This window comes from Pseudoxanthobacter sp. M-2 (assembly GCF_046156265.1).
In the GTDB taxonomy this organism is placed as follows: Bacteria; Pseudomonadota; Alphaproteobacteria; order Rhizobiales; family Segnochrobactraceae; genus CAMDHY01.
Genome location: NZ_JAWDIR010000022.1, coordinates 155,608 through 180,986, shown reverse-complemented (window position 1 = coordinate 180,986; position 25,379 = coordinate 155,608). Strand labels below are relative to the sequence as shown.

Annotated in this window: 22 protein-coding genes; all 22 read right to left on the bottom strand. The window is 69.7% G+C overall.

Annotation, left to right across the window (positions count from 1 at the left end; genetic code table 11):
- Positions 1-61 precede the first annotated feature (61 nt).
- Positions 62-1,939: a hypothetical protein gene (locus RUR49_RS12590; RefSeq protein ID WP_409146727.1), complete on the bottom strand. Its 1,878-nt coding sequence runs from the start codon at positions 1,937-1,939 to the stop codon at positions 62-64.
- Between the two features lie 117 nt (positions 1,940-2,056).
- Positions 2,057-2,746 (bottom strand): DUF6064 family protein, encoded by a 690-nt coding sequence (locus tag RUR49_RS12585; RefSeq protein ID WP_409146726.1) that lies wholly within the window; start codon positions 2,744-2,746, stop codon positions 2,057-2,059.
- Positions 2,747-2,752: 6 nt separating this feature from the next.
- Complete coding sequence (locus tag RUR49_RS12580; RefSeq protein ID WP_409146725.1) at positions 2,753-3,685, bottom strand: aldo/keto reductase; 933 nt, start codon at positions 3,683-3,685, stop codon at positions 2,753-2,755.
- 154 nt (positions 3,686-3,839) lie between these two features.
- Entirely contained in the window at positions 3,840-5,225 is a 1,386-nt protein-coding gene (locus RUR49_RS12575) for an aspartate aminotransferase family protein (RefSeq protein WP_409146724.1), read from the bottom strand.
- Between the two features lie 103 nt (positions 5,226-5,328).
- Positions 5,329-7,032, bottom strand: coding sequence for a hydantoinase B/oxoprolinase family protein (locus RUR49_RS12570; protein WP_409146723.1), 1,704 nt, complete (start codon positions 7,030-7,032; stop codon positions 5,329-5,331).
- 35 nt (positions 7,033-7,067) lie between these two features.
- Positions 7,068-9,086 (bottom strand): hydantoinase/oxoprolinase family protein, encoded by a 2,019-nt coding sequence (locus RUR49_RS12565; RefSeq protein WP_409146722.1) that lies wholly within the window; start codon positions 9,084-9,086, stop codon positions 7,068-7,070.
- Between the two features lie 43 nt (positions 9,087-9,129).
- A complete protein-coding gene (locus tag RUR49_RS12560; RefSeq protein WP_409146721.1) occupies positions 9,130-10,068 on the bottom strand; it encodes an aminotransferase class IV in 939 nt (312 codons plus the stop codon).
- A gap of 24 nt (positions 10,069-10,092) precedes the next feature.
- Complete coding sequence (locus RUR49_RS12555) at positions 10,093-11,178, bottom strand: branched-chain amino acid ABC transporter permease (RefSeq protein ID WP_409146720.1); 1,086 nt, start codon at positions 11,176-11,178, stop codon at positions 10,093-10,095.
- 32 nt (positions 11,179-11,210) lie between these two features.
- Positions 11,211-12,125 (bottom strand): branched-chain amino acid ABC transporter permease, encoded by a 915-nt coding sequence (locus tag RUR49_RS12550; RefSeq protein ID WP_409146719.1) that lies wholly within the window; start codon positions 12,123-12,125, stop codon positions 11,211-11,213.
- Complete coding sequence (locus tag RUR49_RS12545; RefSeq protein WP_409146718.1) at positions 12,122-12,874, bottom strand: ABC transporter ATP-binding protein; 753 nt, start codon at positions 12,872-12,874, stop codon at positions 12,122-12,124. The genes RUR49_RS12550 and RUR49_RS12545 overlap by 4 nt, the downstream gene beginning before the upstream one ends.
- 10 nt (positions 12,875-12,884) lie before the next feature.
- Positions 12,885-13,661: an ABC transporter ATP-binding protein gene (locus RUR49_RS12540; RefSeq protein ID WP_409146717.1), complete on the bottom strand. Its 777-nt coding sequence runs from the start codon at positions 13,659-13,661 to the stop codon at positions 12,885-12,887.
- A 76-nt stretch (positions 13,662-13,737) separates the two neighbouring features.
- Entirely contained in the window at positions 13,738-14,937 is a 1,200-nt protein-coding gene (locus tag RUR49_RS12535) for an ABC transporter substrate-binding protein (RefSeq protein ID WP_409146716.1), read from the bottom strand.
- Between the two features lie 172 nt (positions 14,938-15,109).
- Positions 15,110-15,307: a hypothetical protein gene (locus RUR49_RS12530; protein WP_409146715.1), complete on the bottom strand. Its 198-nt coding sequence runs from the start codon at positions 15,305-15,307 to the stop codon at positions 15,110-15,112.
- The gene (locus RUR49_RS12525) at positions 15,304-16,071 is read right to left on the bottom strand and encodes a GntR family transcriptional regulator (protein WP_409146714.1); all 768 of its coding nucleotides are present in this window, start codon (positions 16,069-16,071) and stop codon (positions 15,304-15,306) included. Before RUR49_RS12525 ends, RUR49_RS12530 begins: the two co-directional genes overlap by 4 nt.
- A gap of 295 nt (positions 16,072-16,366) precedes the next feature.
- Entirely contained in the window at positions 16,367-18,358 is a 1,992-nt protein-coding gene (locus RUR49_RS12520; RefSeq protein WP_409146713.1) for a hydantoinase B/oxoprolinase family protein, read from the bottom strand.
- A 6-nt stretch (positions 18,359-18,364) separates the two neighbouring features.
- Positions 18,365-20,392: a hydantoinase/oxoprolinase family protein gene (locus RUR49_RS12515; RefSeq protein ID WP_409146712.1), complete on the bottom strand. Its 2,028-nt coding sequence runs from the start codon at positions 20,390-20,392 to the stop codon at positions 18,365-18,367.
- Positions 20,393-20,414: 22 nt separating this feature from the next.
- Positions 20,415-21,500, bottom strand: coding sequence for a helix-turn-helix domain-containing protein (locus tag RUR49_RS12510; RefSeq protein WP_409146711.1), 1,086 nt, complete (start codon positions 21,498-21,500; stop codon positions 20,415-20,417).
- 162 nt (positions 21,501-21,662) lie between these two features.
- Complete coding sequence (locus RUR49_RS12505) at positions 21,663-22,631, bottom strand: cyclase family protein (protein WP_409146710.1); 969 nt, start codon at positions 22,629-22,631, stop codon at positions 21,663-21,665.
- Positions 22,632-22,914: 283 nt separating this feature from the next.
- A complete protein-coding gene (locus RUR49_RS12500) occupies positions 22,915-23,484 on the bottom strand; it encodes a chromate transporter (protein WP_409146709.1) in 570 nt (189 codons plus the stop codon).
- Positions 23,477-24,061, bottom strand: a complete 585-nt coding sequence (locus tag RUR49_RS12495) for a chromate transporter (protein ID WP_409146708.1) — start codon at positions 24,059-24,061, stop codon at positions 23,477-23,479. Before RUR49_RS12495 ends, RUR49_RS12500 begins: the two co-directional genes overlap by 8 nt.
- A gap of 215 nt (positions 24,062-24,276) precedes the next feature.
- The gene (gene xth / locus RUR49_RS12490; protein ID WP_409147136.1) at positions 24,277-25,059 is read right to left on the bottom strand and encodes an exodeoxyribonuclease III; all 783 of its coding nucleotides are present in this window, start codon (positions 25,057-25,059) and stop codon (positions 24,277-24,279) included.
- Between the two features lie 13 nt (positions 25,060-25,072).
- Positions 25,073-25,249, bottom strand: coding sequence for a hypothetical protein (locus RUR49_RS12485; RefSeq protein WP_409146707.1), 177 nt, complete (start codon positions 25,247-25,249; stop codon positions 25,073-25,075).
- Positions 25,250-25,379 lie beyond the last annotated feature (130 nt).

Sequence of the window (25,379 nt, the reverse complement as noted above, 5' to 3'; positions counted from 1 at the left end):
CGCCGTGCGGTGCGCGGCAGCTAGTCTGCCGCGCGACGGCCTGGCCGGATCACGTCGCCTTCTACCGGCCCGTGCCGATCGAGACGATGCGGGACGTGGCGTGCTCGGTGAACCACATCGCGCCGTCCGGGCCGGCAGCGATGCCCTGGGGGGCGGAGGCCGCGGTGGGGGTCGGGTACTCGGTGATGGTGCCGTCCACCGTGATGCGGCCGATCTTGTGGCCGCCCCATTCGGCGAACCACAGCGCGCCGTCGGGGCCGGCGGCGATGCCGCGCGGAGCGGCGCCTGCGGTCGGCACGGGAAATTCGGTGATGGTGCCGTCCATGGTGATGCGGCCGATCTTGTTGCCGGCGCGCTGGGTGAACCACATGGCCCCGTCCGGCCCCGTCGTGATGTCCTGCAGGACGGCGCCCTCGGTCGGGATCGCGTACTCGGTGATCGTGCCGTCCATGGCGATGCGGCCGATCTTGTTGCCGCGCCATTCGACGAACCACATCGCCCCGTCGGGGCCGGCGGCAATGCCCCAGGGGAGCGAGCCCGCCGTCGGGATGTCGTACTCGCTGAACGCGCCGTCCATGGTGACGCGGCCGATCTTGTTGGCTTCCGACTGCGTGAACCACATCGCCCCGTCCGGGCCGGCGGCGATGCGCGCCGGGGCCGCGCCGGGGGTGGGCACGCGGAAGTCGCTCAACTCGCCGGCCATGTTGATGCGGCCGATCCTGTTCGCCCGCATCGCCGCGAACCACATGGCCCCATCCGGACCGGCGGCGATGCCGAGCGGGATGGCGCCGGCGCCGGGAAGGGCGTAGCCGGTCACCACGCCATCCATGGTGATGCGGGCGACCTGGTTGCCGACGTACTCGGTGAACCACATCGCCCCGTCGGGACCGGCCGCGATGTTGAGCGGCACGGCACCGGCAGGTGGCACGGGGAACTGCGTGACCTCACCGCTCGCGGTGATGCGCCCGATGGTGTTGGCGCTCCGCTCGACGAACCACATCGCCCCGTCCGGGCCGGCGGCGATGCCCTCGAGGACCGCCCCGGCCGGCTGCACCGGGAACTCGGTGATCGTGCCGTCGGGCGCGATGCGGCCGATCTTGTTGCCGGCGAACTGGGTGAACCACATCGCCCCGTCAGGCCCCGCCGCGATCCCCTCCGGCGAGGCGGCCTCGGTCGGCACGGCGTACTCGGTGATCTCGCCGGCCGTGGTGATCCGCCCGATGTTGTTGCCCTTGCCCTGGGTGAACCACAGGGCGCCGTCCGGGCCTGCCGCGATCCCCTCCGGGGCGGCCCCTTCGGTCGGCATCTCGTATTCCGTGATTTCTCCGGCCGTGGAGATCCGGCCGATCCGGTTGGCCTTGACCTCGGTGAACCACATCGCCCCATCCGGGCCGGCGGCGATGCCGCGGGGCGCGGCCCCTTCGGTGGGCACCGCATATTCGGTGATCTCGCCGGTCATGGTGATCCGGCCGATCTTGTTGCCGAACTGCTCGGTGAACCACATCGCGCCGTCGGGGCCGGCCGCGATCCCGCGCGGCGCCGAACCAGCGGTCGGGACAACGAACTCGGTGATCTCGCCGGCCATGGTGATGCGGCCGATCTTGTTGCCCCACAGCTCGGTGAACCACATCGCGCCGTCCGGCCCGAGGGCGATCGCGAAGGGCACCGACACGGCGGTCGGCACAGCGAACTGCGTGATCTCGCCGGTGGTGGTGATGCGGCCGATCTTGTTGGCGCTGCGGTCGGTGAACCACAGGGCGCCGTCGGGCGCGAGGGCGATGCCCTGCGGGCCGGCGCCGCCCTTCATCGCCTCGAACGTCCGGAACTCGCCGAGCGGCTGCGCCGCCATCGCCGTGAGCGAGGGGGCTATCAGGCTCAGGAACGCCACGAGAAGAACGATCGCCGGATGACCCCGGTCGACAGCAGCCTGGCCGCGCATCACGAACTCCCCCAATCGATATCTGCTCCGGCAGGGCGTATCTGCTGCCCCGCTCTCGGTTCTTGTTCTGCAGTATCATCATTACTTGAAGCCGCGATCAACGGCCGGTCGGCGCGCTCAGGGGCGGGGCGGGCGACCCGCCGCGACGGCGCGAACCGCGGTGGCGAGGAGGGCGGTCACGGGGAGCAGGCAGGCGGCCAGCGGCAGCGAGGCCGCGACGGGCTCGCCCATCGTCCACAAGGTGAGGGCGCTCAGCGCGCACCACACGAGCGGGATCGGCACGAGCACCCACGTCATCGGGCCGCGCAGGACCAGCAGCAGGCCGAGGGTGGCGATGGCGGTGGGATCGGGGGCGATAGCGAAGACTTCCGCAGCGGGCCAGCCGCGTCCGGCCCAGGGTGCCAAGAAGGGTTGGGCGGCTGCGATGGCGACCAGGAGCCAGCCGGCCACAGTGGCGACGTCGCGCTGTCCGCTGCGCAGTCCGCCTAAACTGGCCGCCAGCACGAGGAGCACGGCCTCGATGGCGAAGAGCGGGGCCAGGTATTCGGCCGCCCAGTTGATGGTGGCGTAGCGGCTCCAGACGAAGGACCAGCCGGTGAAGGCCCATGCGAGGGCGAGGCCGGCGGCGATGAGCCTGGCCTGGCCGGCCGGTCGCGCGGCGGCGAGCCAGATGAGGATGGCGAGAAGGGCCGCCGTGGCGAGCTGCGCAGGCCACCAGGCGGCGTTGTGGAGCTCGAACAGGCGCCAGTAGACCCGCGGCGAGAACAGCAGGAAGTCTTCCGGACGGTAGCTCCACCACTCCGACATGGGCGCTCAGAGCGCCGCGACGTCGGCGGCCATGCGGGCGCGAAGGCTCGCATCCGGCAGCGGGCCGGCGCTCGCCGCGAGGTTCTCGCGCACGTGGTCGACCCGCGTCGTCGCCGGAATGGCGGTGGTGACGGCCGGGTGGGAGAGGATGAACTTCAGGATCGCCTGCGCCCATGTCTCGGCGCCGATCTCGGCCGCCCAGCCGGGCAGGGGCTCGCGTTCGAGGCGGCGCGTCAGGGCGCCCTGGCGGAAGGGCCGGTTGACGATGACGGCGATGCCGCGGTCCTGCGCCAGCGGCAAAAGGCGCTCCTCGGCCGCGCGGTCGACGATGTTGTAGGAGAGCTGCACGAAGTCGAGCCGCTCGGTGCGCATGATCTCCTCGAAGAGGTCGTGGCGGCGGCCTTCCGACGTGGTGATGCCGAGATAGCGCAGGCGGCCGTCCGCCTTCATGTCGGCGAGCGTCCGCAGGTGCGGCTGCCAGGCGAGGAGGTTGTGGACCTGCACGAGGTCGAAGGCCGGCACGCGCCAGAGCTCTCGCGACTGCTCGATCTGGGCGGGGCCGGCGCTGCCGTCGGAGGTCCACACCTTGTCGGCGGAGAACAGCGCCTCCGGCCGGCCGAGGCGCTGGAGCCCGTCGCCCACCACCGGCTGCGAGGAGCCGTACATCGGCGAGGAATCGATCATCTGGCCGCCGCCCGCGAAGAAGGCGGCCATCACCTCGGCGCACTCGGCCCGCAGCACCGGGTCGTTGCCGACATTGAAGGTGATCCAGGTGCCGAGCCCGACGGCGGCGATCGTCTCGCCGCTGGACGGGATGGTGCGCACGCCGGGGGCGGCAGCCTGTGCGCCGGCCGTCTGCGCTCGCGCCGGCCGGAGCGGCAGCAGCGCCGCCATCGCGCCGCCGAGGCCGGCAGCCAGTACGTTCCGCCTCGTCGTCATCCGACGGCGTCCTCCCACATCACTCCGCCTGTTCCTCCGCATGGCCACGAAGACACGGGCAGACGGCGATTTTGTGGGGCGTCGGGGGAAGGGCGGTCGCAGCGGACGGGCCGGCGTGCTGGACGCCGGCCCGATGCAGTCGTGCCCGGCCGGATCAGACCGTCGGCATGCCGGCGGCGACCCAGGCTTCGGTCTCTTCGAGGGCCGCGCCGAAGCGGGCGACGATCTGGTCGATCTGCTCCGGCGTGACGATCAGGGGCGGGCAGAAGGCGATGTTGTCCTGGATCGCCCGGACGATCAGGCCGTGCTCCTGGGCGCGCTCGAAGAGATAGAGCGCCACCTTGCCGACCGGATCGAACTTCGCCTTCGTCTTCTTGTCGGCGACGAGCTCGATGGCGGCGATCAGGCCGACGCCGCGGACCTCGCCGACGAGCGGGTGGTCGGCGAACTTGCGCAGCGCCGCCTGCAGGCGCGGGCCGACGACGCCGACGTTCTCGACGAGGCCGCGCTCCTCGATGATGGCGAGGTTCTCCATCGCCACGGCGGTGGCGACCGGATGGCCGCTCGTCGTGAAGCCGTGGCCGAAGGTTCCGAGGCGCTCGCTCTGGTCGGCGACGCCCTGATAGATCGCGTCGCTGAAGAGAACCGCTGCGAGTGGCTGGTAGGACGAGGTGATCTGCTTCGACAGGACGAGGATGTCCGGCTTGATGCCGTAGGTTTCGCAGGCGAACAGCGTGCCGATGCGACCGACGCCGTTGATGACCTCGTCGGCGACGACGAGGACGTCGTATTTGCGGCAGACGGCCTGCACCTTCTCCCAGTAGGTGGCGGGCGGCACGATGACGCCGCCGGCGCCCATCACCGGCTCGCCGATGAAGGCGGCGACCGTCTCCGGGCCTTCCGCGAGGATCGTCGCCTCGAGCTCGGCGGCGAGCCGGTCGGCGAACGCCTCCTCGCTCTCGCCCGGCTCGGCGAAGCGGTAGTGGTGCGGGCAGGTGACGTGGCGGACGAAATCGAGCGGCAGATCGAAGCCGCGCTGGTTGACCTGCAGGCCGGTGAGGCTGCCGGAGGCGATGGTGATGCCGTGGTAGCCGCCGTTGCGGGCGATGAACTTCTTCTTCTCCGGCCGGCCGATCGCGTTGTTGTAGTACCAGACGATCTTGACGACGGTGTCGTTCGCCTCGGATCCTGAATTGGTGAAGAAGACGTGGTCGAGGCCGTCCGGAGACATCTTCACGAGCTTCTCGGCCAGATCGATCGAGGGCTCGTGCGACTTGTGCGAGAAGGTGTGATAGTAGGGCAGCTTGCTCATCTGCCGGGTGGCGGCGTCGACGAGGCGTTGCTCGCCGAAGCCGACGGCAACGCTCCACAGCCCCGCCATCGCCTCGATGTATTCGCGTCCCTGGTCGTCATAGACGTAGACGCCCTTGCCGTGGTCGATGACCATCGGGCCGAGGCGCTCGTGCCGGCGGGCGTTCGTGTAGGGATGCAGGACGTAAGCGACGTCGCGCGCGTGCAGCGAGTTCGGAAGGGCGGTCATGGCGTTTGTCCCGTCGTGAAATGGGGCTCGTTCCGGCGGTCGGGGCCACCGCGAGCGGTTCGTCGTGTTCTACCGTCTATCGCGTTCTATCGTTTATCCCGTTCTACTCGGCGGCCGCCAGTGCGGCGGCGTAGACGGTGCGGGCCTGCTCCTCGGTGATGAAACCGTCCGCGAGGTCCTCGCGGACGCGGGCGGGGGCGCGTTCCTCCGGCGGGCCCCAGCCGCCGCCGGCCGGCGACGAGATGAGGATGCGGTCGCCGGGGGCGATCGGCACGTTGGCGAATTTCGACGGCGAAACCTTGTTGAAGGCCTGGGTGATCGTCAACCAGCTGTCGCTGCCGGCGCGCTTGATGAAGAGCTCCGCCTTGGCACCTTCGTGGCCGCCGTGGATGCCCCAGGGGGCCACCTTCTGGCGGTCGCTCATGTAGCTGAAGGTCATCGGCGTGTCGGTGCAGCGCACCGTCTTCGACAGGGCGAGGCCGCCGCGGAAGGTGCCGGGACCACCCGAGCCCTCGACGAGCTTGAACTCCTCGACGTGCCACGGAAAGCGGTACTCGAACACCTCGACCGGGATGTGCGGGCAGTTGCCGTTGATGCCGCCGACCGCATTGTTGCCGTCGGCGAAGCTGCGGCCGCCCCAGCCGACCGGCGTCAGGTCGTAGCAGCAGAAGAACTCGCCGGTCTTGTTGTCGGTGCCGCCGAACAGGAAGTTCGAGTGGGTGGCGCCGTCGGTGGCGGCGGAGCGGTCCTTCAGGCCGGGGGCGAGCGCACCCATGACGACGTTGGCGATGCGGCAGTGGGTCTCGGTGTTGCCGCCGACCGAGGGGCCGGGGAAGTTGACGTTGACCATCGAGCCCGGCTCGGCGAGCACGCGGATCGGCCGGAAGCAGCCGGAGTTCTTCGGGATGGTCGAGTCGGTCAGCTGCAGCACGGCATTGTAGGCGGCGCCGTGGGCGACGCCGAGGGTGCCGTTGATCGGCCCCTTCGCCTGCTTCGACGAGCCGTGATAGTCGACGATGAGGTCGCTGCCCTTCACCGTCACCTCGGCGCGGATCGTGTAGACCTTGTCCTCGATGCCGTCGTCTTCCATGCAGTCTTCGAAGGTGTAGCGCCCGTCGGGAATCTGCTCGATCTCGGCGCGCATCCGCCGCTCGGAATAGTCCATCAGCGCGTTGACGGCCTCGCGGAACTCCGCGACGCCGTGCTTGCGGGCGAGGTCGGCCATGCGGCGCTCGCCGAGGTCGATGGAGGCGATGAGGGCGCGGAAGTCGCCGTAGTTGTAGCGGGGGGTGCGGACGTTCGCGAGCAGCAGCCGCCAGATGTCGTCGACGTCCTTGCCGGCGCGCTTGATCTTCACCGGCGGCACGCGCAGGCCCTCGTGGAAGACCTCGGTCGCCTCGCCGGCGAAGCCCGCCGGCGCCATGCCGCCGACCTCGCAGACGTGGCCGATCGCCACCGCGAAGCCGATCAGCGAGCCATCGACGAACACCGGCTTGAAGAAGGTGTGCTCGGGGGTGTGCAGGCCGCCGCGATAGGGGTCGTTGTGGAGGATGACGTCACCCTCCTCGAGATCGTCCATCGAGATCTCCTGCACGCACGAGCGCAGCAGGAGCGGCATGCCGCCGATCATCGAGGGGCAGAAGTCGCCGGTGGCGACGAGCTCGCCGGTCGGCAGCGCCAGCCCGCAGGTGAAGTCGAGGGATTCGGAGAAGATCGTCGAATAGGACGTGCGCATCAGCGTGACGCCCATGTCCCGGCAGATCGACACCAGAATGCCGCCGACGATATTGAGTGAAACCATGTCCATGGGAGTTCTCCCTTGCGGTCTTGTCGGGGCGGGTGTCAGGCGGAGATGAGCAGGTTGCCGTAGCGGTCGACGGTGAGCGACTTCGCCGGGTCGAGGACCGTGACGGAGGCGTTCTCCTCGATCAGCGCCGGCCCGGGGATGGCGTGCCCGGCCTTGAGGTCGTCGCGGACGTAGACGGGCGTCTCGACCCAGCCGCCGGAAAACCACACCGGCCGGCTCGACACCGACGCGGCGGGACCGGTCGCCTCCTCGATCACCGGGAACTCGAGCTCGCCCGTGCGGGCGGTGCCGGTGACGAGGAAGTTGACGATCTCCATGTGGTCGGAGAGGCGGAAGCCGAAGCGCGCGTCGTGCTGGCTGTGGAAGGTCTCGAGCAGTTCGGCCACCTCGGCGTCCGTAAAGCTCTCGGCGACCGTCGGGATCTCGAGCTCGTAGTTCTGGCCGAGATAGCGCATCTCGACGCTCTTCGTGATGGTGACGTCGTGGTGGCCCTGGGCGGCGAGCTCGGCCCGGCACTCGCCGACGAGCGCCGACATCGCCGCGGCAGCGCGGTCGCGGTCGAAGAAGCGCGAGTTGAGCTGGACGGTGCGATAGCGGTCGACGCGGGCGTCGGCCATCGTGAAGCCGAAGGCGGAGAACTGGCCGGGGAAGTTCGGCACCAGGCCCTTCGGGATCGACGCCTCCGTCATCAGGTCGCTGACGTGGGGCGGGCCGGCGCCGCCGAAGGCGACGAGCACGAAGTCGCGCGGGTCGAGGCCCTGCTCGGTCAGCACCGTGTGGAGGGCGCCGACCATGTTGTTGTTGGCGATGCGGACGATGGCGAGGGCGGCCTCCTCGACCGACAGGCCGAGGGCCTCGGCGATCGGGGCGACGGCCGCGCGCGCCGCCGCCGCGTCGAGCGCCATGGCGCCGCCGAGAAAGTTCGCGGCGCTGATGCGGCCGAGCACGACGTTGGCGTCGGTGACGGTCGGCTTGGTGCCACCCTTGCCGTAGCAGGCGGGGCCGGGGTTGGCGCCGGCGCTCTCCGGGCCGACGACGAGCATGCCGCCGACGTCCATGCGGGCGATCGAGCCGCCGCCGGCACCGATGGTGCGGATGTCGATCATCGGCACCTGGATCGGACGGCCCCACTCGATCTCGAAGTCGGTGGTGAACTTCTCCTTGCCGTCGACGACGGTGGAGACGTCCGTCGAGGTGCCGCCCATGTCGAGGGTGACGAGGTTCGGCAGGCCGAGCAGCTCCGCGGTGCGCTTGGCCGCAATGACGCCGCCGGTCGGGCCGGAAACGGCGATCTGGATGGGCGAGCCGGTGGCGGCCTCGAGCGTCATCTCGCCGCCGTTCGAGCGCATCACCACCGCCTTCGCCTTGACGCCGTGCTCGTCGAGCTGGCTGCGCAGCGAGCCGAGCTGGCGCTCGACCACCGGCTTGATGAAGGCGTCGCAGATCGTCGTCGAGGAGCGGAAGTGCTCCTTCCACTTCGGAAGCACCTCGTAGGAAATCGACACCGGAACGTTCGGCAGGCGCTCGGCGAAGATCTCCTTGATGCGCTGCTCGTGCACCGGCGTCAGGTAGGAGTGCAGCAGCACGACGGCGATCGCCTCGATCTCGCCGGCCTCGGCGAAGCTGTCGGCGAGCGCCGCGACGCCGGCCTCGTCGAGCGGCTCGACGACGTCGCCGGAGGGGCCGACGCGCTCGTCGACCTCCACCGCGTCGCGGCGCATGACGAACGGCTTCGGCTTCACCCAGGCGAGGTCGTAGTGGTGGCGGCGGTTGCCGCGGCCGATGAACGGCACGTCACGGAAGCCGCGCGTCGTCACATAGGCGACGCGGGCGCCCTTGCCCTCGAGCAGGGCGTTGGTGGCCACCGTGGTGCCGAGGCGGATGCCGGCGATGTCGTCGAAGTCCTCGATCTCCCGCAGGCCCGTCATGATCGCCTGGATCGGGTCGTGCGGCGTCGACAGGTTCTTCCAGGCCTTCAGCGCCCGGTTCTGTTCGTCGTAGGCGACGAAGTCCGTGAAGGTGCCGCCAATATCGATGCCCAGTCTGTAGCCCATGATTTTCTTGCTCTCGATCGGCGTGAGGAATGATGCGGCGCGGTCAGACGTGGGCCGGCTCGGCGAGGGAGTAGTCGACCGGCGTCGCGTGCCAGCCTTCGGCGCGGCGGGCCCAGTAGGCGTCCTGCACACGCTGCGAGATCGGGCCGGGGCGGTCGTTGCCCATGCGGCGGCCGTCGATGCGGGACGCCGGCATGACGCCGCCGGCGGTGGTGGAGAGGAAGATCTCGTCGGCCTCGCGCAGTTCGTCGGCCGGCACCGGCCGGACCTCGATCGGCAGGCCGAGGTGTTCGCAGAGCTCCAGCACGGACTGGCGGGTGAGGCCCTCCAGCACGCCGGCATCCGGCGTGGCGATGCGGCCGTCGCGGACGGCGAAGACGTTGAAGCCCGGGCCCTCGGTGACGTTGCCGTTCTCGTCGAGCAGGATGCAGAAGTCGGCGCCGCGGTCGTGCGCCTCGAACTGGCCGCGCGTCAGATCGGCCCAGTGGAAGTTCTTCGCCTTCGGGTCGACGGAGCCGGCGGGAATGCGCAGCGTCTCGGCGATGACGAGGTGGGCGCCGCGGGCCATCTGCTCGGGCTTCAGGAGCGTCACCCAGGGGATGGCGAAGGCGGCGATGTAGTTGCGCGAATAGGCCGGGTGGTAGGGCACGCCGGCGGGCGGCCGGCCGCGCAGGCAGTCCATCGCCACGTAGGCGTCGCGCAGGCCGGTCATCGCGACGAGGCGGTGCAGGATCGCGCGGATGTCGTCGTCTGTCTCAGCCGGGGCGAAGCGGAAGGCGTTCATCGAGGCGCGGAAGCGGGCGAGGTGGTCGTCGAGGCGGAAGAAGGCGCCGTCGCGGACGCCGACGACGTCGTAGGTGACGTCGGAGCGGCGATAGCCCCAGTCGGTGATCGGGATGGCCGCCTCGCCGACCGGCATGTAGCGGCCGTCGATGTAGGCGGCGCCGGCGGCGAAGCGGTTCGGCGGGGGTGCGGCGTTCATGCTCGCCTCCTCGATGGGTGCCTTCTAGCGGGCACTGGTTGGGCTTTCGGAGAGCTGCAGGGCAGCGTCCGGCACGGCTGCGGGAGGGGCGTCTGGCGCGGCGCGGAACAGCCGGATCTCCTTGCCGCGGGCGAGGCCGGACGGCCGGAAGATCAGGATCAGCGCCATGACGACGCCAAGGCCGATCTCCTGGCTGCCGCTCGGCAGCGAGAAGGCGGTGTCGCCGAGGCCGACGCCGCGCTCGAGCGCCCGCAGGATCTCGACGACCGCCGTCACCACGACGACGCCGACGACGGCGCCCGTCAGGCTGAACATGCCGCCGACGACCAGCATCGCGAGCGTGATGAAGGAGAGGCTGAGGTAGAAGGGGTCAACGGTCAGGATGCCGAGGAACTGGGCGTAGAGGCCGCCACCGAGGCCGACGAGGGCAGCACTCAGCACGAAGGCGGCCAGCCGCATCCGGAGCACGTGCACGGCGGAGGCGCGTGCGGCCACCTCGTCGTCACGCGAGGCGCGCAGCATCAGGCCGATGCGCGAGACCTGGAACAGGTAGGCGACGACGATCGCCACCGCGGCGAAGACATAGGCCGTCCACGGCCCGACGACGGTCGGGATGCCGATGATGGAGGAGACGCCGGCGGTGACGGAGTCCCAGTTCGAGTAGACGCTGTTGACGATGATCAGGAAGGCGAACGTGGCGATCGAGGCGGCGGTGCCGGAGAGCCGCATGATCGCAAAGCCGAGGATCAGCGCCACCGCCGCCGGCAGCACCATCGCGCCGGCCATGGCGCCGAGGAACGGGTACTGCGCCTCCTGCAGGAACACCGGCAGGCCCTGCAGCATGATCTGCTTGAAGGTCGGCTCGGCGGTCGCCCAGGCGGCGGCATAGGCGCCGATGCACATGAAGCCGATCTGGCCGAAGGAGATGATGCCGGAGTTGCCGATGAAGACGTAGAGCCCGACGACCACCACGACGCGGATGAACATCTCCGTCAGCGTCACGTGCAGGGCATCGCTTTGCCCGACGAGGCTGAGGCAGGCGATGATCGCCAGCAGCGCGATCAGCACAGCGGGCGTCTGGTGGCGGGCGAGGGCTCGGCTGAGGGGCATGCGGCGGTCTCCGGGCGTTCCCAGGGAGGCACTCAGACGCGTTCGAAGGTGCTGCGCGACGGCACCAGGCCTGCGGGCCTGACGAGCAGCACGAGGATGACGAAGGCGAAGGCGAAGGCATCGCGGAAGGCGCGCAGGTCCGGCGGCAGGTAGGCCTGCAGCATCGTCACCGTGATGCCGATGACGAACCCACCGACGACCGCTCCGACCAGACTGCCCATGCCGCCGACGACGACGGCGACGAAGGCGAAGAGGGCGAGCGGTACGCCCATGACGTGGCTGAGCGAGCCGGACTGGGTCGTGTAGAGGAGCGACACCACGCCGGCGAGGATGCCGGAGACGGCGAAGGCGATGCCGATGACGACGTTGCCGCGCACGCCGAGATATTGCGCCATGCGAAAGTCCTCGGCGGCGGCGCGCATCTGGATGCCGTAGGAGGTGCGCCGCAGGAACAGCGTCACGGCGACCATCAGGACGAGGGTGACGGCGAGGGTGATGAGCTGCAGCATCGGCACCCGCAGGTCGCCGATGAACACCTGGCTGTTGGCGCCGCTCCACAGATCGACCGACTTCGGCCGCGAGCCGTAGGCCATCAGCACGCCGTTCTGGATGATGTAGCTCACCGCGAACGAGGCGATCATCAGCGTCGGCGAAGTGGCGCGGCGGAGCGGGCGGAACACCGCCGCGTCGGTCAGGAGGGCGGCGATGACGACGATCAGGCAGATCGTCGGGATCAGCACCGGCCACGGCCAGTCGCCGATCAGGAGCCGCGCCGTGACGTCGGCGGAGGGCACGATGAGCGCGTAGGCGCCGATGGTGATGTAGTCGCCGTGGGCGAAGTTGATGAGGCGGAGGATGCCGAACAGCAGCCCGACGCCGAGGGCCACCAGGGCGTAGATGCTGCCGAGCGCGACCGCGTCGATGAGGTTCTGGATGAACTGGATCATGCCGGGATCTCCGCCTTGGCGGTCGCGCCGTCCTCGAAGCCGAAATAGGCGCTGCGGATCGCCTCGCCGTCCTGGAGCTCGGCGGCGGTGCCCTCGAGCTGGATGCGGGCGCCGCGCAGCACGTAGATGCGGTCGGCGTGCTTGAGGATGCGGTTGGAGCTCTGCTCGTTGATGAGCAGCGTCAGGTTGGCGCGCTGGCGCAGGTCGAGCAGCATCTCGTAGATCTGGTCGACGATGCGCGGGGCGAGGCCGAGGGAGGGCTCGTCGACGAGGAGGAGCCGCGGCCGCGTCATCACGGCGCGCGCCACCACCAGCATCTGCTGCTCGCCGCCGGAGAGCCGGCCGGCGGGCATGTGGCGGCGCTCGGCGAGCCGCGGGAAGAGGGTGAGCATGCGCTCGAGGTCGGCCTTGGCGGCGGAGCGGTCGCCCTGCACGAAGCCGCCGATCTTGAGGTTCTCCTCGACCGTCAGCGTACCGAAGACGTGGCGGCCCTCGGGCACCAGCGACAGGCCGAGACGGGCGATCTGCTCGGGCTGCCGGCCGAGGATCGACTCGCCGGACAGGCGGATGTCGCCGGAGAAGGGGGTGACGCCGCCGGCGATGGCGGCGAGCGTCGTCGACTTGCCGGCACCGTTCGGGCCGATGATGCAGACGACTTCGCCCTCGGCGACGGTGAGGGAGACGTCGCGCAGCGCGACGAGGTTGCCGTAGCGGACGTTGATGCGATCGATCTCGAGGAGCGTGGTCATCGGGGCCGCCTCACGCGTCCATGCCGAGATAGGCGGCGAGCACCGCCTCGTGGCGCTGAATTTCCTCCGGCGTGCCCTCGGCGATGGTCTTGCCGCCGTCGAGCACATGGATGCGGTGGCTGATGCCCATGACGACGCGCATGTTGTGCTCGATGAGCAGCACGCCGCAGGTGAACAGCTGCGGAATGGCGGCGACGAGCTCGTTCAGATCCTCGCACTCGGCGTCGGACATGCCGGCGGCCGGCTCGTCGAGGAGGATGAAGGCGGGCGACAGTACGAGCGCCCGGGCGATGCCGAGGCGGCGCTGATCGGTGTAGGCGAGCGCGCCGGCGGGGAGCTGCATCTTGTCGGAGAGGCCGATCCAGTCGAGCAGGGCACGGGCGTGCTCGCGCGCCGAGCGCAGACCGAGCCCGAGGCCGGTGCCGGTGACCTCGACGTTCTCCGAGACTGTCATGTCCTTGAACAGGCGGCCGGCCTGGAAGGTGCGGGCGACGCCGCGCTCGCGAAAGCGGGCGGCGGGCCAGCCGGAGGTGTCCTCGCCGCCAATCAGAATCCGGCCGGAGGTCGGGCGCTGGAAGCCGGTGAGGCAGTTGACGAGGGTGGTCTTGCCGGCGCCGTTCGGGCCGATCAGGCCGAAGACCTCGTGCCGGTTGACGGTGAGGCTGACGTCGGAGATGGCGGCGAGGCCCTGGAAGAGCACCGAGACGCCTTCCACCGCCAGCGTCGCGGCATTGGTGCGGCTGCGGTCGATGGAGTGGGCTGCGGGCTCGACGTAGGACTGGATCATCGCGCGCCTTTCGGCCAGGAACGGGAGCACAGGCGAGGCGCCGGCCGGGCGGTCTGCCCGGCCGGCGCCGTTTCGGCTACTGCTTCAGGCGGTAGAGGACGGCCTCGGGGATCGTCTCCTTGATCCGCCACTCCTCGACCGGCAGGCGCTTGTCGTCGCCATAGGAGACGACGATCATCGGCATGTCGGTCTGCACGTGCAGCTTCGGCGAGAAGGTGCGCGGGCCGAGGATGGTGGGGGCGTTGGTGTAGGTGTTGAGCTCCGCCACGACCGGGCCCGCGTCGGTGGTGCCGGCCTTGGTGACGGCCTGCGCCCAGAGCTGCAGGAAGGCGTAGATCGGGTAGGCGTACTGGGTGGTCGGCGGCTTGCCGAACTTCTTCTCGAAGGCGGCGGTGAGCTCGTTCACCTCCGCGCGCGTGTCGTCGACGGTCAGCGCCTGGACGGGCAGGTAGAAGTCCTTCAGGCCGGGGGTGGAGTTCAGCCAGTAGGTCCCGTCCATGGCGGTGGCGGCGAAGACCGGCAGATCGATGCCGGCGGCGCGCAGCTGGCGCAAAGAGCTGGCAGCGCCCGGATTGGTCGAGCACAGCATGATGTGATCGACGCCACCGGTGCGGATCGCGTCGCTCAGGCGCGTGATCTGCGAGGAGATGGTCGGATCGAGACCCTTGAAGGTGTCCTTGCCGACGATCTCGCCGCCCTTGATCGGGAAGATCCACTCGTAGCCAGCGCAGACCGACTTGTTGTATTCGATCGTCTCGTCGAGAAGAACGTAGCCCTTGCGAACGCCCTTCTTCTCGTAGCCCCAGTCGCCCATCGTGGCGCCTTCGAGCTGGCCGGCGTTGTTGGCGGTGAACGACAACGGCCCGACGCCGAGCACGCCCGCCTTCGGATCCGAGGCGCCGAGGAAGACGGAGACGACGCCCGCCTTCTGGGCCTGCAGCGCCGCCGGCGCGCCGTAGTCGTAGTCGGCGGAGACGAGCAGGAGGTTGGCACCCTCGTCGATCAGCTGCTTGCCCGCCTTGGCGCCCTCGACGCGGTCCGTCTTGGTGTCGGCGGTGATGACCTTGATCTGCTTGCCGAGCAGGCCGCCGGCGGCGTTGGTCTGCTCGATCCACAGCTCGGCCATCTTCGCGGCCTCGCCGTCATAGGCCTCCATCCAGCCGGAATAGGCGACCGCCATGCCGATGGTGATGTCGTCCGCGGCCGTTGCCGCCCGCGGTGCGCCGAGGGCCAGGGCCCCGCACAGCATGGCACTGAGGAATAGGCTCTTCTTCACGGTCCCCTCCAGATCGAAGCACGCAGGTCGCCCGATTGCGGCCTGCGGCGGTGGTCCTCCGGCGCCCGGCCACCATCGGTCGGACGCACCTCACCTGTCGCGGACATGGCACGCCACGCCGCGCATCGGCCGGATCCTGCACGTAGCTCGCGGCGGCCGAGGCCGCCGGTCTTCAGGAGGCGGTCGCCCCGAGACCGCGCCGTGCCGCGCGATCCACCTCCCAGTCAACGCACCACTGCGAACAGTAGGTCTTGCCGTTGAACTGAACAGTTTCCGACGTCGCGTTCGCAGGCTTCTCGTAAAGGAGAATCCCGCAGTTCGGGCACTTGTTGTAGGCCTCGATATACATGCGGTTCGGCGCGAACTTCATGAGGTGACCTTCCCCTGAGCGGCGGCGGCCGAAGAGGACCGGGCGCGGCTCGAAACGGCGGTGATGGCAGCGACAGAGCCGGCGAGGCCGCGTTCGGCCTGTCCGGCGGCGGCGGCGAGGCCGCTGTCCTCATAGAGGGCGAGCACGCGGGCCCAGGTCTGGCGCGAATGCTGCTCGATTGCCCGGGCGGCCCGCTCGACATCGCGCGCGGCGATCGCCTCGATGATCGGCTCATGGGAGAGCGCGGCGGCCATCGGCGTCTCCTGGTCGAGGTCCACGAAGGCCACCAGCATCTGCACCTCGGTGTCGATCCCCGCGTGGGCGCGCAGCGTCTGCCGGTTGCCCGAAAGCTCGCAGATGCGCCGGTGCAGAGCCATGTCCGCCTGGCGCAGCTCCGAAAGGCGCTCGGCCCGGGCCGCTGCGATCATCTGATCCACCAGGTCGATCAACCCGGCGACATCCGATCGCGTCATCTGCGCCATCGCCTGCCGGACCGCGAAGGTCTCGACGCAGATGCGAAACGAGAACACGTCGTTGACGTCGTCCGGCGTGAACACCCGCATGAAGTGCCCACGCCGTGGCGCCGCCACCAGAAACCCCTGCTGCGCCAGCCCCGAGATCGCTTCTCGGATCGGGTTGCGGCTGATGCCGAGCATACGCGCGAGCTCGGCCTCGTTGATCCTGTCGCCCGGTCGGAGCCGCCCGGATGTCAGGCCCTCCAGCAAGTAGTCCCGAACCTGGTCTGCGAGGCTGACGGTCTCCAAAAGCCGCTCCCCCGCCGTTCTTCTGCGGCCGCCACGCGTGACCGGCTGACGGTCAGTAAAAGTGCGGCGACGGCCCGAGAACGGGACCTCTATTGCAGACAGTAGACAGTTTAGCGGTCCCCCAAGGCCTGTCAATGCGGGCTGTGCGTAAAGATTGTCCAGAAAGCTGCACGATTCTTGGGCGCTGCTCCGAAATTGACGTCTCCCTGCGACAGGTGCAACTGCGACGAGAGTCGATTTATCGCGCGGGATCACGGCCGCCCCGTCCGGCTTGCGATCGGGGCGCCGCGTCGGGTCATTGTGCGGCGTTCAGGCCGGCGTCCGCCGCCGTGCCCGCCCAGTGCGCCGCGGCCCGCTTCCAGAACATCTCGCGGAACTGTCCCGTCGACTTCGGCAGCAGTTCGCCGGTGTCCCAGTCGAGGATGACGGCGTAGCGGCGCACGACGTCGTGGGTGTCGATCTCGCCGGCGCGGTAGCGGGCGGCGACCGTCTCGGGGTCCTCGCCGAGCCAGCCCAGTCGCTCCGAGCGGATCTTCTGCCGAGCCACCTCGGTTGCCGCCGTGTCGATCTCGTAGGCGCAGATATCGGGATCGACCGGCGTGATGACGACGCCGTAGTCCTTCGCCGCGCGCTCGACCGAGACGTAGTCGTCGATGACGTCCTCCAGCACCGCCTTCGGGTCGCGCTCCAGCGGATCGCCGAAGCCGCCGCCGCCGGCGGTCGGGCGCGAGAACACGTCGCCTTCTCCCATCGCCACGTCGGAGAAGATCGCGCCGAGCCACTCGGGACGCTCGGCGCCGGCGCGGGTGAGCGTCAGTCCGTGCGGGATCGACGGCAGGCCGCCCTCGATGCCCCAGACCAGCGCCCGCTCGCGGTCGCAGATGTAGGAGATCACCGTCTTCTCGGCTTCGAGCAGCAGCGAGGTCTTGCGGACGCCGGCGCCGCCCCGCCATTTGCCCGGCCCGGCGGAGTCCTTGAGGATCTCGAACTCGGTGGTGAGGATCGGGTTGGAGCGCTCCTGGCCCTCCACCGGCTGGGACATCAGGCCGGTGCCGAAGCAGGCGGTGGTGACGTTGCAGCCGTCCTTGCCGTTGCGCCCGCCCCAGCCGCCCGGCAGCCAGTCGTAGAACATGAAGATCGGCTTTTCCTCGCGCCGTGCGTCGAGGCCGCCGGTCAGCAGGTATTCGAGGTTGAAGGCGCAGGCGATCGCCCGATGTGGCATGATCTTCGACCACATCTCGTAGATGGCGTTCATGATCTTTTCGAACGGCATCAGGAAGCCGGTGACGGCGACCGGCCAGCGCGCATCGACGATCGAGTCCTTCGGCGCAATGATCTCGAACGGTCGGTAGAAGCCGCTGTTGAGCGGCAGGTCCGGGAAGAAGGTCTTCATCCCGGCGGCGACCGCCGAGAAGGTGGCGCCGAAGGCCGAGTTGTAGATCGAGGCGATGGTCGGATGGCTGCCGGTGAAGTCGTAGATCGCCCGGTCGCCCTTGATCGTCAGCTTGACCTTGATCGGGATCAGGCCCTCGCCGCCGGCCGGATCGCAGTCGATGAAGTCCTGCGTCTCCCACTCGCCGTCGGGCAGCGCGGCGAGGCGCTGGCGGACGGCACGCTCGACATAGTCCTGCACGGCGGTGAGGCCGGTCGTGACGGTATCGCGGCCGTACTTGTCGACGAGGCGCAGGATCTCGCGCTCGCAGACCTGCGTCGCCTGCGCCTGGGCGTGGATGTCGCCGATGATGGAGACGGGATCGCGGGTGTTGGAGGCGATCAGGTGGGCGACGTCCTTGCAGAAGCGCCCCTTGTCGAAGAGGCGCACCGGCGTGATGCGAAGGCCTTCGCGGAACATGTCGCGGGCGGCGACGTCGAAGGAGCCCGGCACGCTGCCGCCGACGTCCGACCAGTGGCCGTTCGACTGGCTGAAGGCGATGATCTTGCCGTCGGAGAAGATCGGCCGGATCAGGCGCACGTCGGAGAAGTGGGTGCCGCCGGCGTAGGGGTCGTTGATCGCGTAGACGTCGCCGGGATGCATGTCGCCCTCGAAGGCGCGCATCACGTCCTTGCAGGTGAAGTGCAGTGTGCCGACGTGGACGGCGATATCCTGGTTGCCCTGCGCGGCGGAATTGCCCTCCGCGTCGTGCAGCGCGCTCGAGAAGTCGCGGTTGTAGATGACGAAGGAATAGCAGGTCCGGAGGATCTGCTCGCCCATCTGGTCGACGCTGGTGATGAAGGCGTTCTTCAGGACCTCGAAGGTCACCGGATCGAGCGCGGGTTTCTCGGCCATGGGTGATTACTCCGAGACGCGGATGATGATGTTGAGGAAGCGGTCGACCTCGGCGGTCGTGCCGGGCGGCACGACGACGGTGGAGTCGACCTGTTCGACGATCGCCGGCCCGGCGAAGCGGAAGCCGGCTGGGAGGTCGGTGCGGGTGTAGACGGGGGTGTCGACCGGGGCGCCGGCCTCGAACCACACCGGCCTGCGGCTGGTCGGCTCCGGCGTCACGCCCGTCGGCTCGTGGGAGGCGAGCGTCGCCTTCGGCACCATGCCGACGGCCTTGAGGTTGAGGCGGAACAGGCCGACGGGCTGTTCGTCGCGGCGGAAGTTGTATTCGCGCTTGTGGCTCGCGTGGAACGCCTCGACGAGCTCGTCGACGGAGGTCAGCGGGCGGGGCGCCGGCACGGCGAGCGAGCGCCACTGGCCCTGGTACATCATGTCGACGGTGCGCTGCAGGACGATGTCCTCGCTCGCCACGCCCTCGTGGGCGAGGCGCTCCATCGCCTCCGCCTCGAGGCGGACGAAGGCGGACTCGATCTTCGCCGGGTCGCAGTCGGCGGCGGCTGCGAGGAAGCTCTCGGAGAAGTCGTGCTGGATGTCGACGAGCAGGCAGCCGAGCGCGGAGGTGACGCCGGGGTTCGGCGGCACGATCACCGCGGGGATCGCGAGTTCGCGGGCGACGGCGGCCCCATGCAGGGCGCCGGCGCCGCCGAAGGCGACGAGGGCGAAGTCGCGCGGGTCGTAGCCGCGGCTGATCGAGATCAGCCGCACGGCGTCGGCCATGTTGGCGTTGGCGACGCGGATGATGGCGTCGGCGGCGGCGTGCAGCTCGAGGCCGAAGGGTTCGGCGACGGCGGTGCGTACCGCCTCGGCGGCGAGCGCCGGGTCGAGCGTGACCTTGCCGCCGGCGAGGCTGGTGCCGAGGCGGCCGAGCACGACGTTGGCGTCGGTGTTGGTCGGCTGGGTGCCACCGGTGCCGTAGCAGGCGGGGCCGGGGATGGCGCCGGCCGACTGCGGGCCGTTGCGCAGCGAGCCGGCCTCGTCGGTCCAGGCGAGCGAGCCGCCGCCGGCGCCGATCGTCATCACCTCGATCGAGGCGAAGCGGATCGGGTAGCCGAACTCGATGTGCCAGTCCTTGGTGACGCGCGACTGGCCGTCATAGGCGAGCGAGACGTCGGTCGACGTGCCGCCGATGTCGAGGCCGATCGAATTGCGGTAGCCGCACAGCATGGCGATGTGGCGGCTGGCGATGGCGCCGGCGGCGATGCCGGAGCCGGCGAGGCGGGCGGCGAAGTCCTTGACGCTCGCTGGCGTCATCACGCCGCCGCCGGTGTGCAGCAGCAGCAGGTCGCGGGTGTAGCCGTCGCGGCGAAGCCGGTCGCCGAGGCGCGTGGTGTAGTCGACCACCACCGGTGACAGCGCGGCGTTCACCACCGTCGTCGAGAAGCGCTCGTGCTCGAAGATCTCGGGCAGCACGGCCGACGAGGTCGAGATCGGGATGCCCGGGAGCTCCTCCATCAGGATCTCCTTCATCCGCCGCTCGTTCTCGCCGTTGACGTAGGCGTTCATGAAGCAGACGGCGACGGCGGCGACACCGCGGCGGGCGAGGATGCGGGCCACCTTGCGGGCCTCGTCCTCGTCGAGCGGCGTCAGCACGGTGCCGGAGGCGTCGATGCGCTCGGGCACCGTCAGCCGGTCACGGCGGGGGATGTAGGGACGGACGACGTCCTTGTAGGTGTCCCAGAGTTCTTCCTTGTTGGCGCGGCGGATCTCGATGACGTCGCGGAAGCCCTGCGTGCACACCATCGCCGTGCGCGGCAGGCGGCGGGTGATCAGCGCATTGGTGGCGATCGTCGTGCCGTGGGAGAACAGGCCGACCTTGGCGAGGTCGATGCCGGCGCGCTCGACGCCGTACATGATGCCGTCGATCGGATCGGCGGACGAGGCCGTCTTCTCGATTCGGATGAGGCCGGTCTCCTCGTCCATGATGCAGATGTCGGTGAAGGTGCCGCCGACATCGACGGCTACGCGCAAGGTTTGCAAGGAGGCGGTCTCCACTTCGGTCTCAGGCGGGGCCGCTGCCGCGGCCGCGACCGGCGGTCGTGGCGGCGCGGGCCGGCGGCGGGGTATCGGGGGTGGCGGTCGGATGGCCGGGGCGAATGGCGCCCCGCCGCAGCGGCGCCTCGGCGCGAAGCGGGCCGGCGGTGAAGGCGGCGGCGCGTGTGTCGCTCGGTGTGCGGCCGAAATGGGCGCGGTAGCTGCGGCTGAACTGCGCCTGATCGCCGAAGCCCCACTGGTAGGCGATCTCGGTGATCGAGCGGCGGTCGGCGACGTTGCGCAGCGCCTCGTCGCACATCAGCAGACGCTGGTGGCGGATCCAGCCGCAGACGGTGCGCTCCTGGCTCTCGAACAGCTGGTGCAGGTAGCGCACCGAGACGCCGCAGCCCTCGGCGATCATCTGCGGGGCGAGGTGCAGGTCGGCGAGATGGGCACGGATGAACTGCTCGACGCGGCGAAGGTGGGCGTCGCGGACGGAGGAGGCCGACCCCGCGAGGATGCGGTCGTCGGCCTCGATGGCGAGCGCAAGCAGGTCGACCAGCTGGCGGCCGACGAGCTCGCGGCCGGCGTTGTCGAGTTCATCGAGCCGACCGGCGCTGAGGCGGATCATGTCGACGAAGAGGGCGCCGATGCCGCGGCTCGAATCGAAGCGCAGCGTCGCCAGCCGCTCAGGCTCGCCGACGCGCGCCCGGAGCACCGCGCTCGGCACCTTCAGCACCCACAGGGCGTTGGTCTCGGCGTAGCTGAACTCGTAGGGCAGGTGGCTGCGCTCGACGAGGAAGGCGCCGGGGTGGCAGCTGACGTCCTTTCCGTCCTGCACGAAGCGGATGTCCGAGAGCTCCGGCACGGTGATGAGATAGCTCTCCTCGCGCTCCTGCACGAGGTCGCGCTCGCGGCGGCGATAGCGCATGCCGTCGGAGGCGTTGCGCGACAGCGAGACGTGACCGAGCGACCAGACGTCGAGTTCGCCGGAGAAGTCGGGGGCGCTGCGGAAGGTGATGTCGAGCGGGAAATAGGTGCGCGCGACGGCCTCACTCCAGACGCGCTTGCGGGCGGCCGGGGCGGCTTGGGCTGTCGTGTAGCGGACACGCACGGCTTCACCCTCCGAGTCTACGGACCGTCCGCCGGCGCGGAGCGAGGCTCCCGCCGGAGGGCCGTTCCACCCGGCGCCGCGAAGACCCGCGGCGCCTCCCCCAACCTCGTCGCCCTTGTTCTCCCTGGGGCCGTCGGCGTCTCCCGCGCCGGCGGCCGGATTTCAGTTGAGCGGCATCGCCACCGGGCGCATCGGCGCCCCGGTGGCGCCGCGCAGCTTGATGCACGCGCCGAAGAAGGCGAACTCGTGGACGCCCTCCGCGGCGAGTTCCTCGAGCCAGGCCATCTCCAGGATCGGCACGCCCGCCTCGGCGAGGAGGTAGGTGTGCACCGGAAAGAAGTTCAGCGGCTCCGCCGCCGGCGTCTGTTCCAGCGTCAGGTTGTCGGCACCGATCATGATGGCACCGGACTTGGCGAGGAACTCGGCACCCGCGCGGTTGAGGCCGGGGGTGTTGTTGACGAAGGCGATGTCCGGCCACAGCCGCATCTGGCCGGTGCGGATCAGCACGACGTCGCCGAGGCGGACCTCGAGGCCCTGCCGCTTCAGGCAGCCCTGCAGGTCGGCGGGCCCGATCGCGTGGCTCGGCGGCAGCGTGTCGACGCCGTGCAGCGCGGCGACGTCGAGCAGGATGCCGCGGGCGAAGATCGGCGGGTGCTTCTCCGCGCCACACTTGTCCCAGGCGCGGCTGCCGAGATGTTCGGCTGCCGAGAAGTCGTTGAAGATACGGCCGTTGTAGCCGAAGTGATTGAAGGTATCGATGTGTGTTCCACAGTGAGTGTACATCGAGATGGCGTCGCCGGAATAGGCGACCAGCGTGTTCGCCTCGAGGTTGACGCCCATGGTGTTGGCGACGATCTCGCCCGCCGGGGTGTGCGTCATCCAGATCTGGTAGGGCTGGTCACCGGCACCGAACCATCCGGGCATGCCGACGAAGTGGTCGACCGAGAGGTCGAAGACCTTCGATGGGTCGGCGCGGGACAGGATGGCGGCGCGGGACTGCGCGTCGATCACCGACAGCATGCCGATCTCGTCGTCGCTTCCGAACGGGCTCTTGGTGACGCGGTGGAACTCCGCCCGGTAGGCGATGATCCGGTCCTTGGTCTGTTCGTCGACGACACAGGCCATGCACATGCCGACCTCCAGGGTCCGGAATAGCGGTCCGTCCGATCGTGACGCCGCCGCTCGCGGACGGACCGATCGATCCGCCGCCGGGAGGGTCCGACGGGGACAGTAAAGCCCCTCCGGGACAACCGCACTTGTCTCAGAGTGCATCAATCCATGCGCGACAGCGCGAATCGGTTGGCGTAGCTGCCTCGGAATAGGGCTTGGCGAAAGAGTAGGCGTTTGCCGGCGAGGCGGGCCGGCATCCATGGTTGGAGTGGGGCCGTCCATGGCCGCTACCCGTGCTTCTCCGTCACAGTCCGAGGTCGGGGGCGCCGGCCGCCGCGAGCAGGAACAGCGCCCCGACGAAGATCACCGTGCCGACGGCGAGCAGCAGGATCTGGCTGACCCGGCTCCTGAACGCGACGATCCCCACGCCGGCGGCGACCAGCCAGGCGACAGGGTGGGCGCCCGGATAGGCGAGGAGGCGGAAGACGCTCGCGATGATGAGGCCGGCGGCAATCGGCGCGAGGCCGCGACTGAGCGCCTTCTGCCAGCGGGTGCGCCGGCCGGAGTGCCAGACGTGCGCGAGCGCGTAGATCAGCACGGACGACGGCAGGATGATCGCCATCGTCGAGACCACGGCGCCGAGCCAGCCGGCGACGTGCCATCCGATCAGCGTCACGATCAGGATGCCCGGTCCCGGCGACACCCGCGAGATGGCGAAGGCCTCCTGGAACTCCTGCGCCGTCATCCAGCCGTAGTGGACGACGACCTGCTGCTGGATGTCGCCGAGCAGGCTGCCGCCGCCGCCGATCGCCAGCAGAGAGAGCGGCGCGAAGACCAGCACCAGGGCGACGAGGGGGCTGGTGTCGTCATTCATCCGGGGTGTTCCGGTAGGCGAGCACGATGCTCACCGGCGCGAGGATGGCGACCAGCAGGACGATCGAGCCGAAAACGGCGGCGCCGATCAGCGCGATGGCGAAGATGACGAGGCTCGTACGGTCGACCAGCGCGAACTTGGCGGTGCGCAGTCCCATCGCCAGCGTCAGCCCGAGCGCCGCTGCGGCGACGCCGGCGAGTGCGCTCGCGCCGAGCGGCGTCTTCGCCAGCTCGTGCAGCAGCGCGCCGACGCCGATGATCAGGAGCGCCGCCGGCACCAGAGCCCCGAGGCAGGCGACGACGGCCCCGGCGGGGCCGCGCAACTGGCTGCCGAGCCAGATCGCCAGGTTGGTGACGTTCACGCCCGGCATCGCCTGCGCCAGAGCGAGGCCGGACATGAAGTCGCCCTCCGCGACCCAGCGCCGGCCGATGACGAACTCGCGGTACATCAGCGCCGTGACGCCGCCGCCGAAGCTGACGAGGCTGATCTTGCCGAAGGCGAGGAAGAGCTGCAGCAGGCTGGGGGGAGTGGGCGGCGGCGGCTCGAGGTCGACGACGACGGGCTGCGGCGCCGTCATCGCGGTTGCCACATCGTCGATCGGGCCGAGCACCGCAATAGGACAAACGGGGGAAGACGCGACGCTCCGGGCTCGGACATCACTTGCTCCCGAGGGATCGCTTCAAGCGATTCTCGTTTGGTTTCAGCAGGGCTGGAGGATAGGCGAACGCGCAAAGGTCGCAACGGGTGGCAGCGATGTGGAGAGGTGCGGCCCGAGCCACACACATCCCCCGCTCAGCCATCGGGCGCCTCCACCATGACCCACGTCGGCGCATGGTCGCTCGCCTTCTCCCAACCCCGGACGTGGCGGTCCACGCCGGCGTCGAGAAGGCGGCCGGAGAGGTGCCGGCCGAGCAGCAGATGGTCGAGGCGCAGGCCGGCGTCGCGGCCGAAGGCATTCCGGAAATAGTCCCAGAACGTATAGAGGCGCTCGTCCGGGTGCAGCGTGCGCAAGGCGTCCGTCCAGCCGGCGGCGGTGAGGCGCTGGAAGGCGTCGCGGACCTCCGGGCGGAATAGCGCGTCATCCCGCCACCGCTCGGGCTTGTAGACGTCGAGGTCGGTCGGGATGACATTGTAGTCGCCGACGAGCGCGACCGGCACGTCGTGGGCGGCGAGGTCGGCGGCGTAGGCGAGGAAGCGCTCGAACCAAGCGAGCTTGGCGTCGAACTTCGGCCCCGGCGCCGGGTTGCCGTTCGGGGCATAGAGGCAGCCGACGAGGACGCCCTGGACGGCGGCCTCGATGTAGCGGCTCGGCGCATCGGCCGCTTCACCCGGGAGCCCGCGTCGCGTCTCGATCGGCTGGCGGCCCCGGGCGAGGATCGCGACGCCGTTCCAGCTCTTCTGCCCATGCCAGACGGCGCCGTATCCCGCCGCCTCGATGGCGTCGAGCGGGAACCGGCAGTCCTCGGCCTTCAATTCCTGCAGACAGACGATGTCCGGCGCGCGCTCGGCGAGCCAGCGCAGCAGCACCGCAAGCCGACCGTTGACGCCGTTGACGTTGAAGGTGGCGATCGTCAGGGAGGCGGGCGACTTACTTCTTCTGGTCACCCTTGTCGCCCTGCCCGGACTTCACCGTCGTCTTCGCCGACTTGCGCACGTCCTGCGCGAGCGAGCGGCCGACGTCGTCGGACTCCTTGAAGCGGCCGGCCTCGTCGCGGCGCACATAGCGCTTGTCGGTGCCGGTATCGATGAGCTCACGCTTGGCCATCACGGTTCCTCCTCGCGCCCGGACCAGACGCCCGGCGAGCGTCACCCCACAACGAGGGCCGATCGGAAGAGTTGCAGCGGTTGCCTTCACGATCGCCGGCGTTCGAGTTGAGCCCTTCGGGCGGCTTGAC

Excerpts from the sequence above, each read along its gene's own strand:
- RUR49_RS12570 (WP_409146723.1), bottom strand. The coding sequence starts at position 7,032 with ATGGACATGGTTTCACTCAATATCGTCGGCGGCATTCTGGTGTCGATC.
- RUR49_RS12555 (WP_409146720.1), bottom strand. The coding sequence starts at position 11,178 with ATGCCCCTCAGCCGAGCCCTCGCCCGCCACCAGACGCCCGCTGTGCTG.
- RUR49_RS12560 (WP_409146721.1), bottom strand. The coding sequence starts at position 10,068 with ATGAACGCCGCACCCCCGCCGAACCGCTTCGCCGCCGGCGCCGCCTAC.
- RUR49_RS12500 (WP_409146709.1), bottom strand. The coding sequence starts at position 23,484 with ATGAATGACGACACCAGCCCCCTCGTCGCCCTGGTGCTGGTCTTCGCG.
- RUR49_RS12495 (WP_409146708.1), bottom strand. The coding sequence starts at position 24,061 with ATGACGGCGCCGCAGCCCGTCGTCGTCGACCTCGAGCCGCCGCCGCCC.
- RUR49_RS12565 (WP_409146722.1), bottom strand. The coding sequence starts at position 9,086 with ATGGGCTACAGACTGGGCATCGATATTGGCGGCACCTTCACGGACTTC.
- RUR49_RS12590 (WP_409146727.1), bottom strand. The coding sequence starts at position 1,939 with ATGCGCGGCCAGGCTGCTGTCGACCGGGGTCATCCGGCGATCGTTCTT.
- RUR49_RS12520 (WP_409146713.1), bottom strand. The coding sequence starts at position 18,358 with ATGGCCGAGAAACCCGCGCTCGATCCGGTGACCTTCGAGGTCCTGAAG.
- RUR49_RS12485 (WP_409146707.1), bottom strand. The coding sequence starts at position 25,249 with ATGGCCAAGCGTGAGCTCATCGATACCGGCACCGACAAGCGCTATGTG.
- RUR49_RS12545 (WP_409146718.1), bottom strand. The coding sequence starts at position 12,874 with ATGACCACGCTCCTCGAGATCGATCGCATCAACGTCCGCTACGGCAAC.
- RUR49_RS12530 (WP_409146715.1), bottom strand. The coding sequence starts at position 15,307 with ATGAAGTTCGCGCCGAACCGCATGTATATCGAGGCCTACAACAAGTGC.
- RUR49_RS12505 (WP_409146710.1), bottom strand. The coding sequence starts at position 22,631 with ATGTGCATGGCCTGTGTCGTCGACGAACAGACCAAGGACCGGATCATC.
- RUR49_RS12580 (WP_409146725.1), bottom strand. The coding sequence starts at position 3,685 with ATGACGACGAGGCGGAACGTACTGGCTGCCGGCCTCGGCGGCGCGATG.
- RUR49_RS12575 (WP_409146724.1), bottom strand. The coding sequence starts at position 5,225 with ATGACCGCCCTTCCGAACTCGCTGCACGCGCGCGACGTCGCTTACGTC.
- RUR49_RS12585 (WP_409146726.1), bottom strand. The coding sequence starts at position 2,746 with ATGTCGGAGTGGTGGAGCTACCGTCCGGAAGACTTCCTGCTGTTCTCG.
- RUR49_RS12540 (WP_409146717.1), bottom strand. The coding sequence starts at position 13,661 with ATGATCCAGTCCTACGTCGAGCCCGCAGCCCACTCCATCGACCGCAGC.
- RUR49_RS12550 (WP_409146719.1), bottom strand. The coding sequence starts at position 12,125 with ATGATCCAGTTCATCCAGAACCTCATCGACGCGGTCGCGCTCGGCAGC.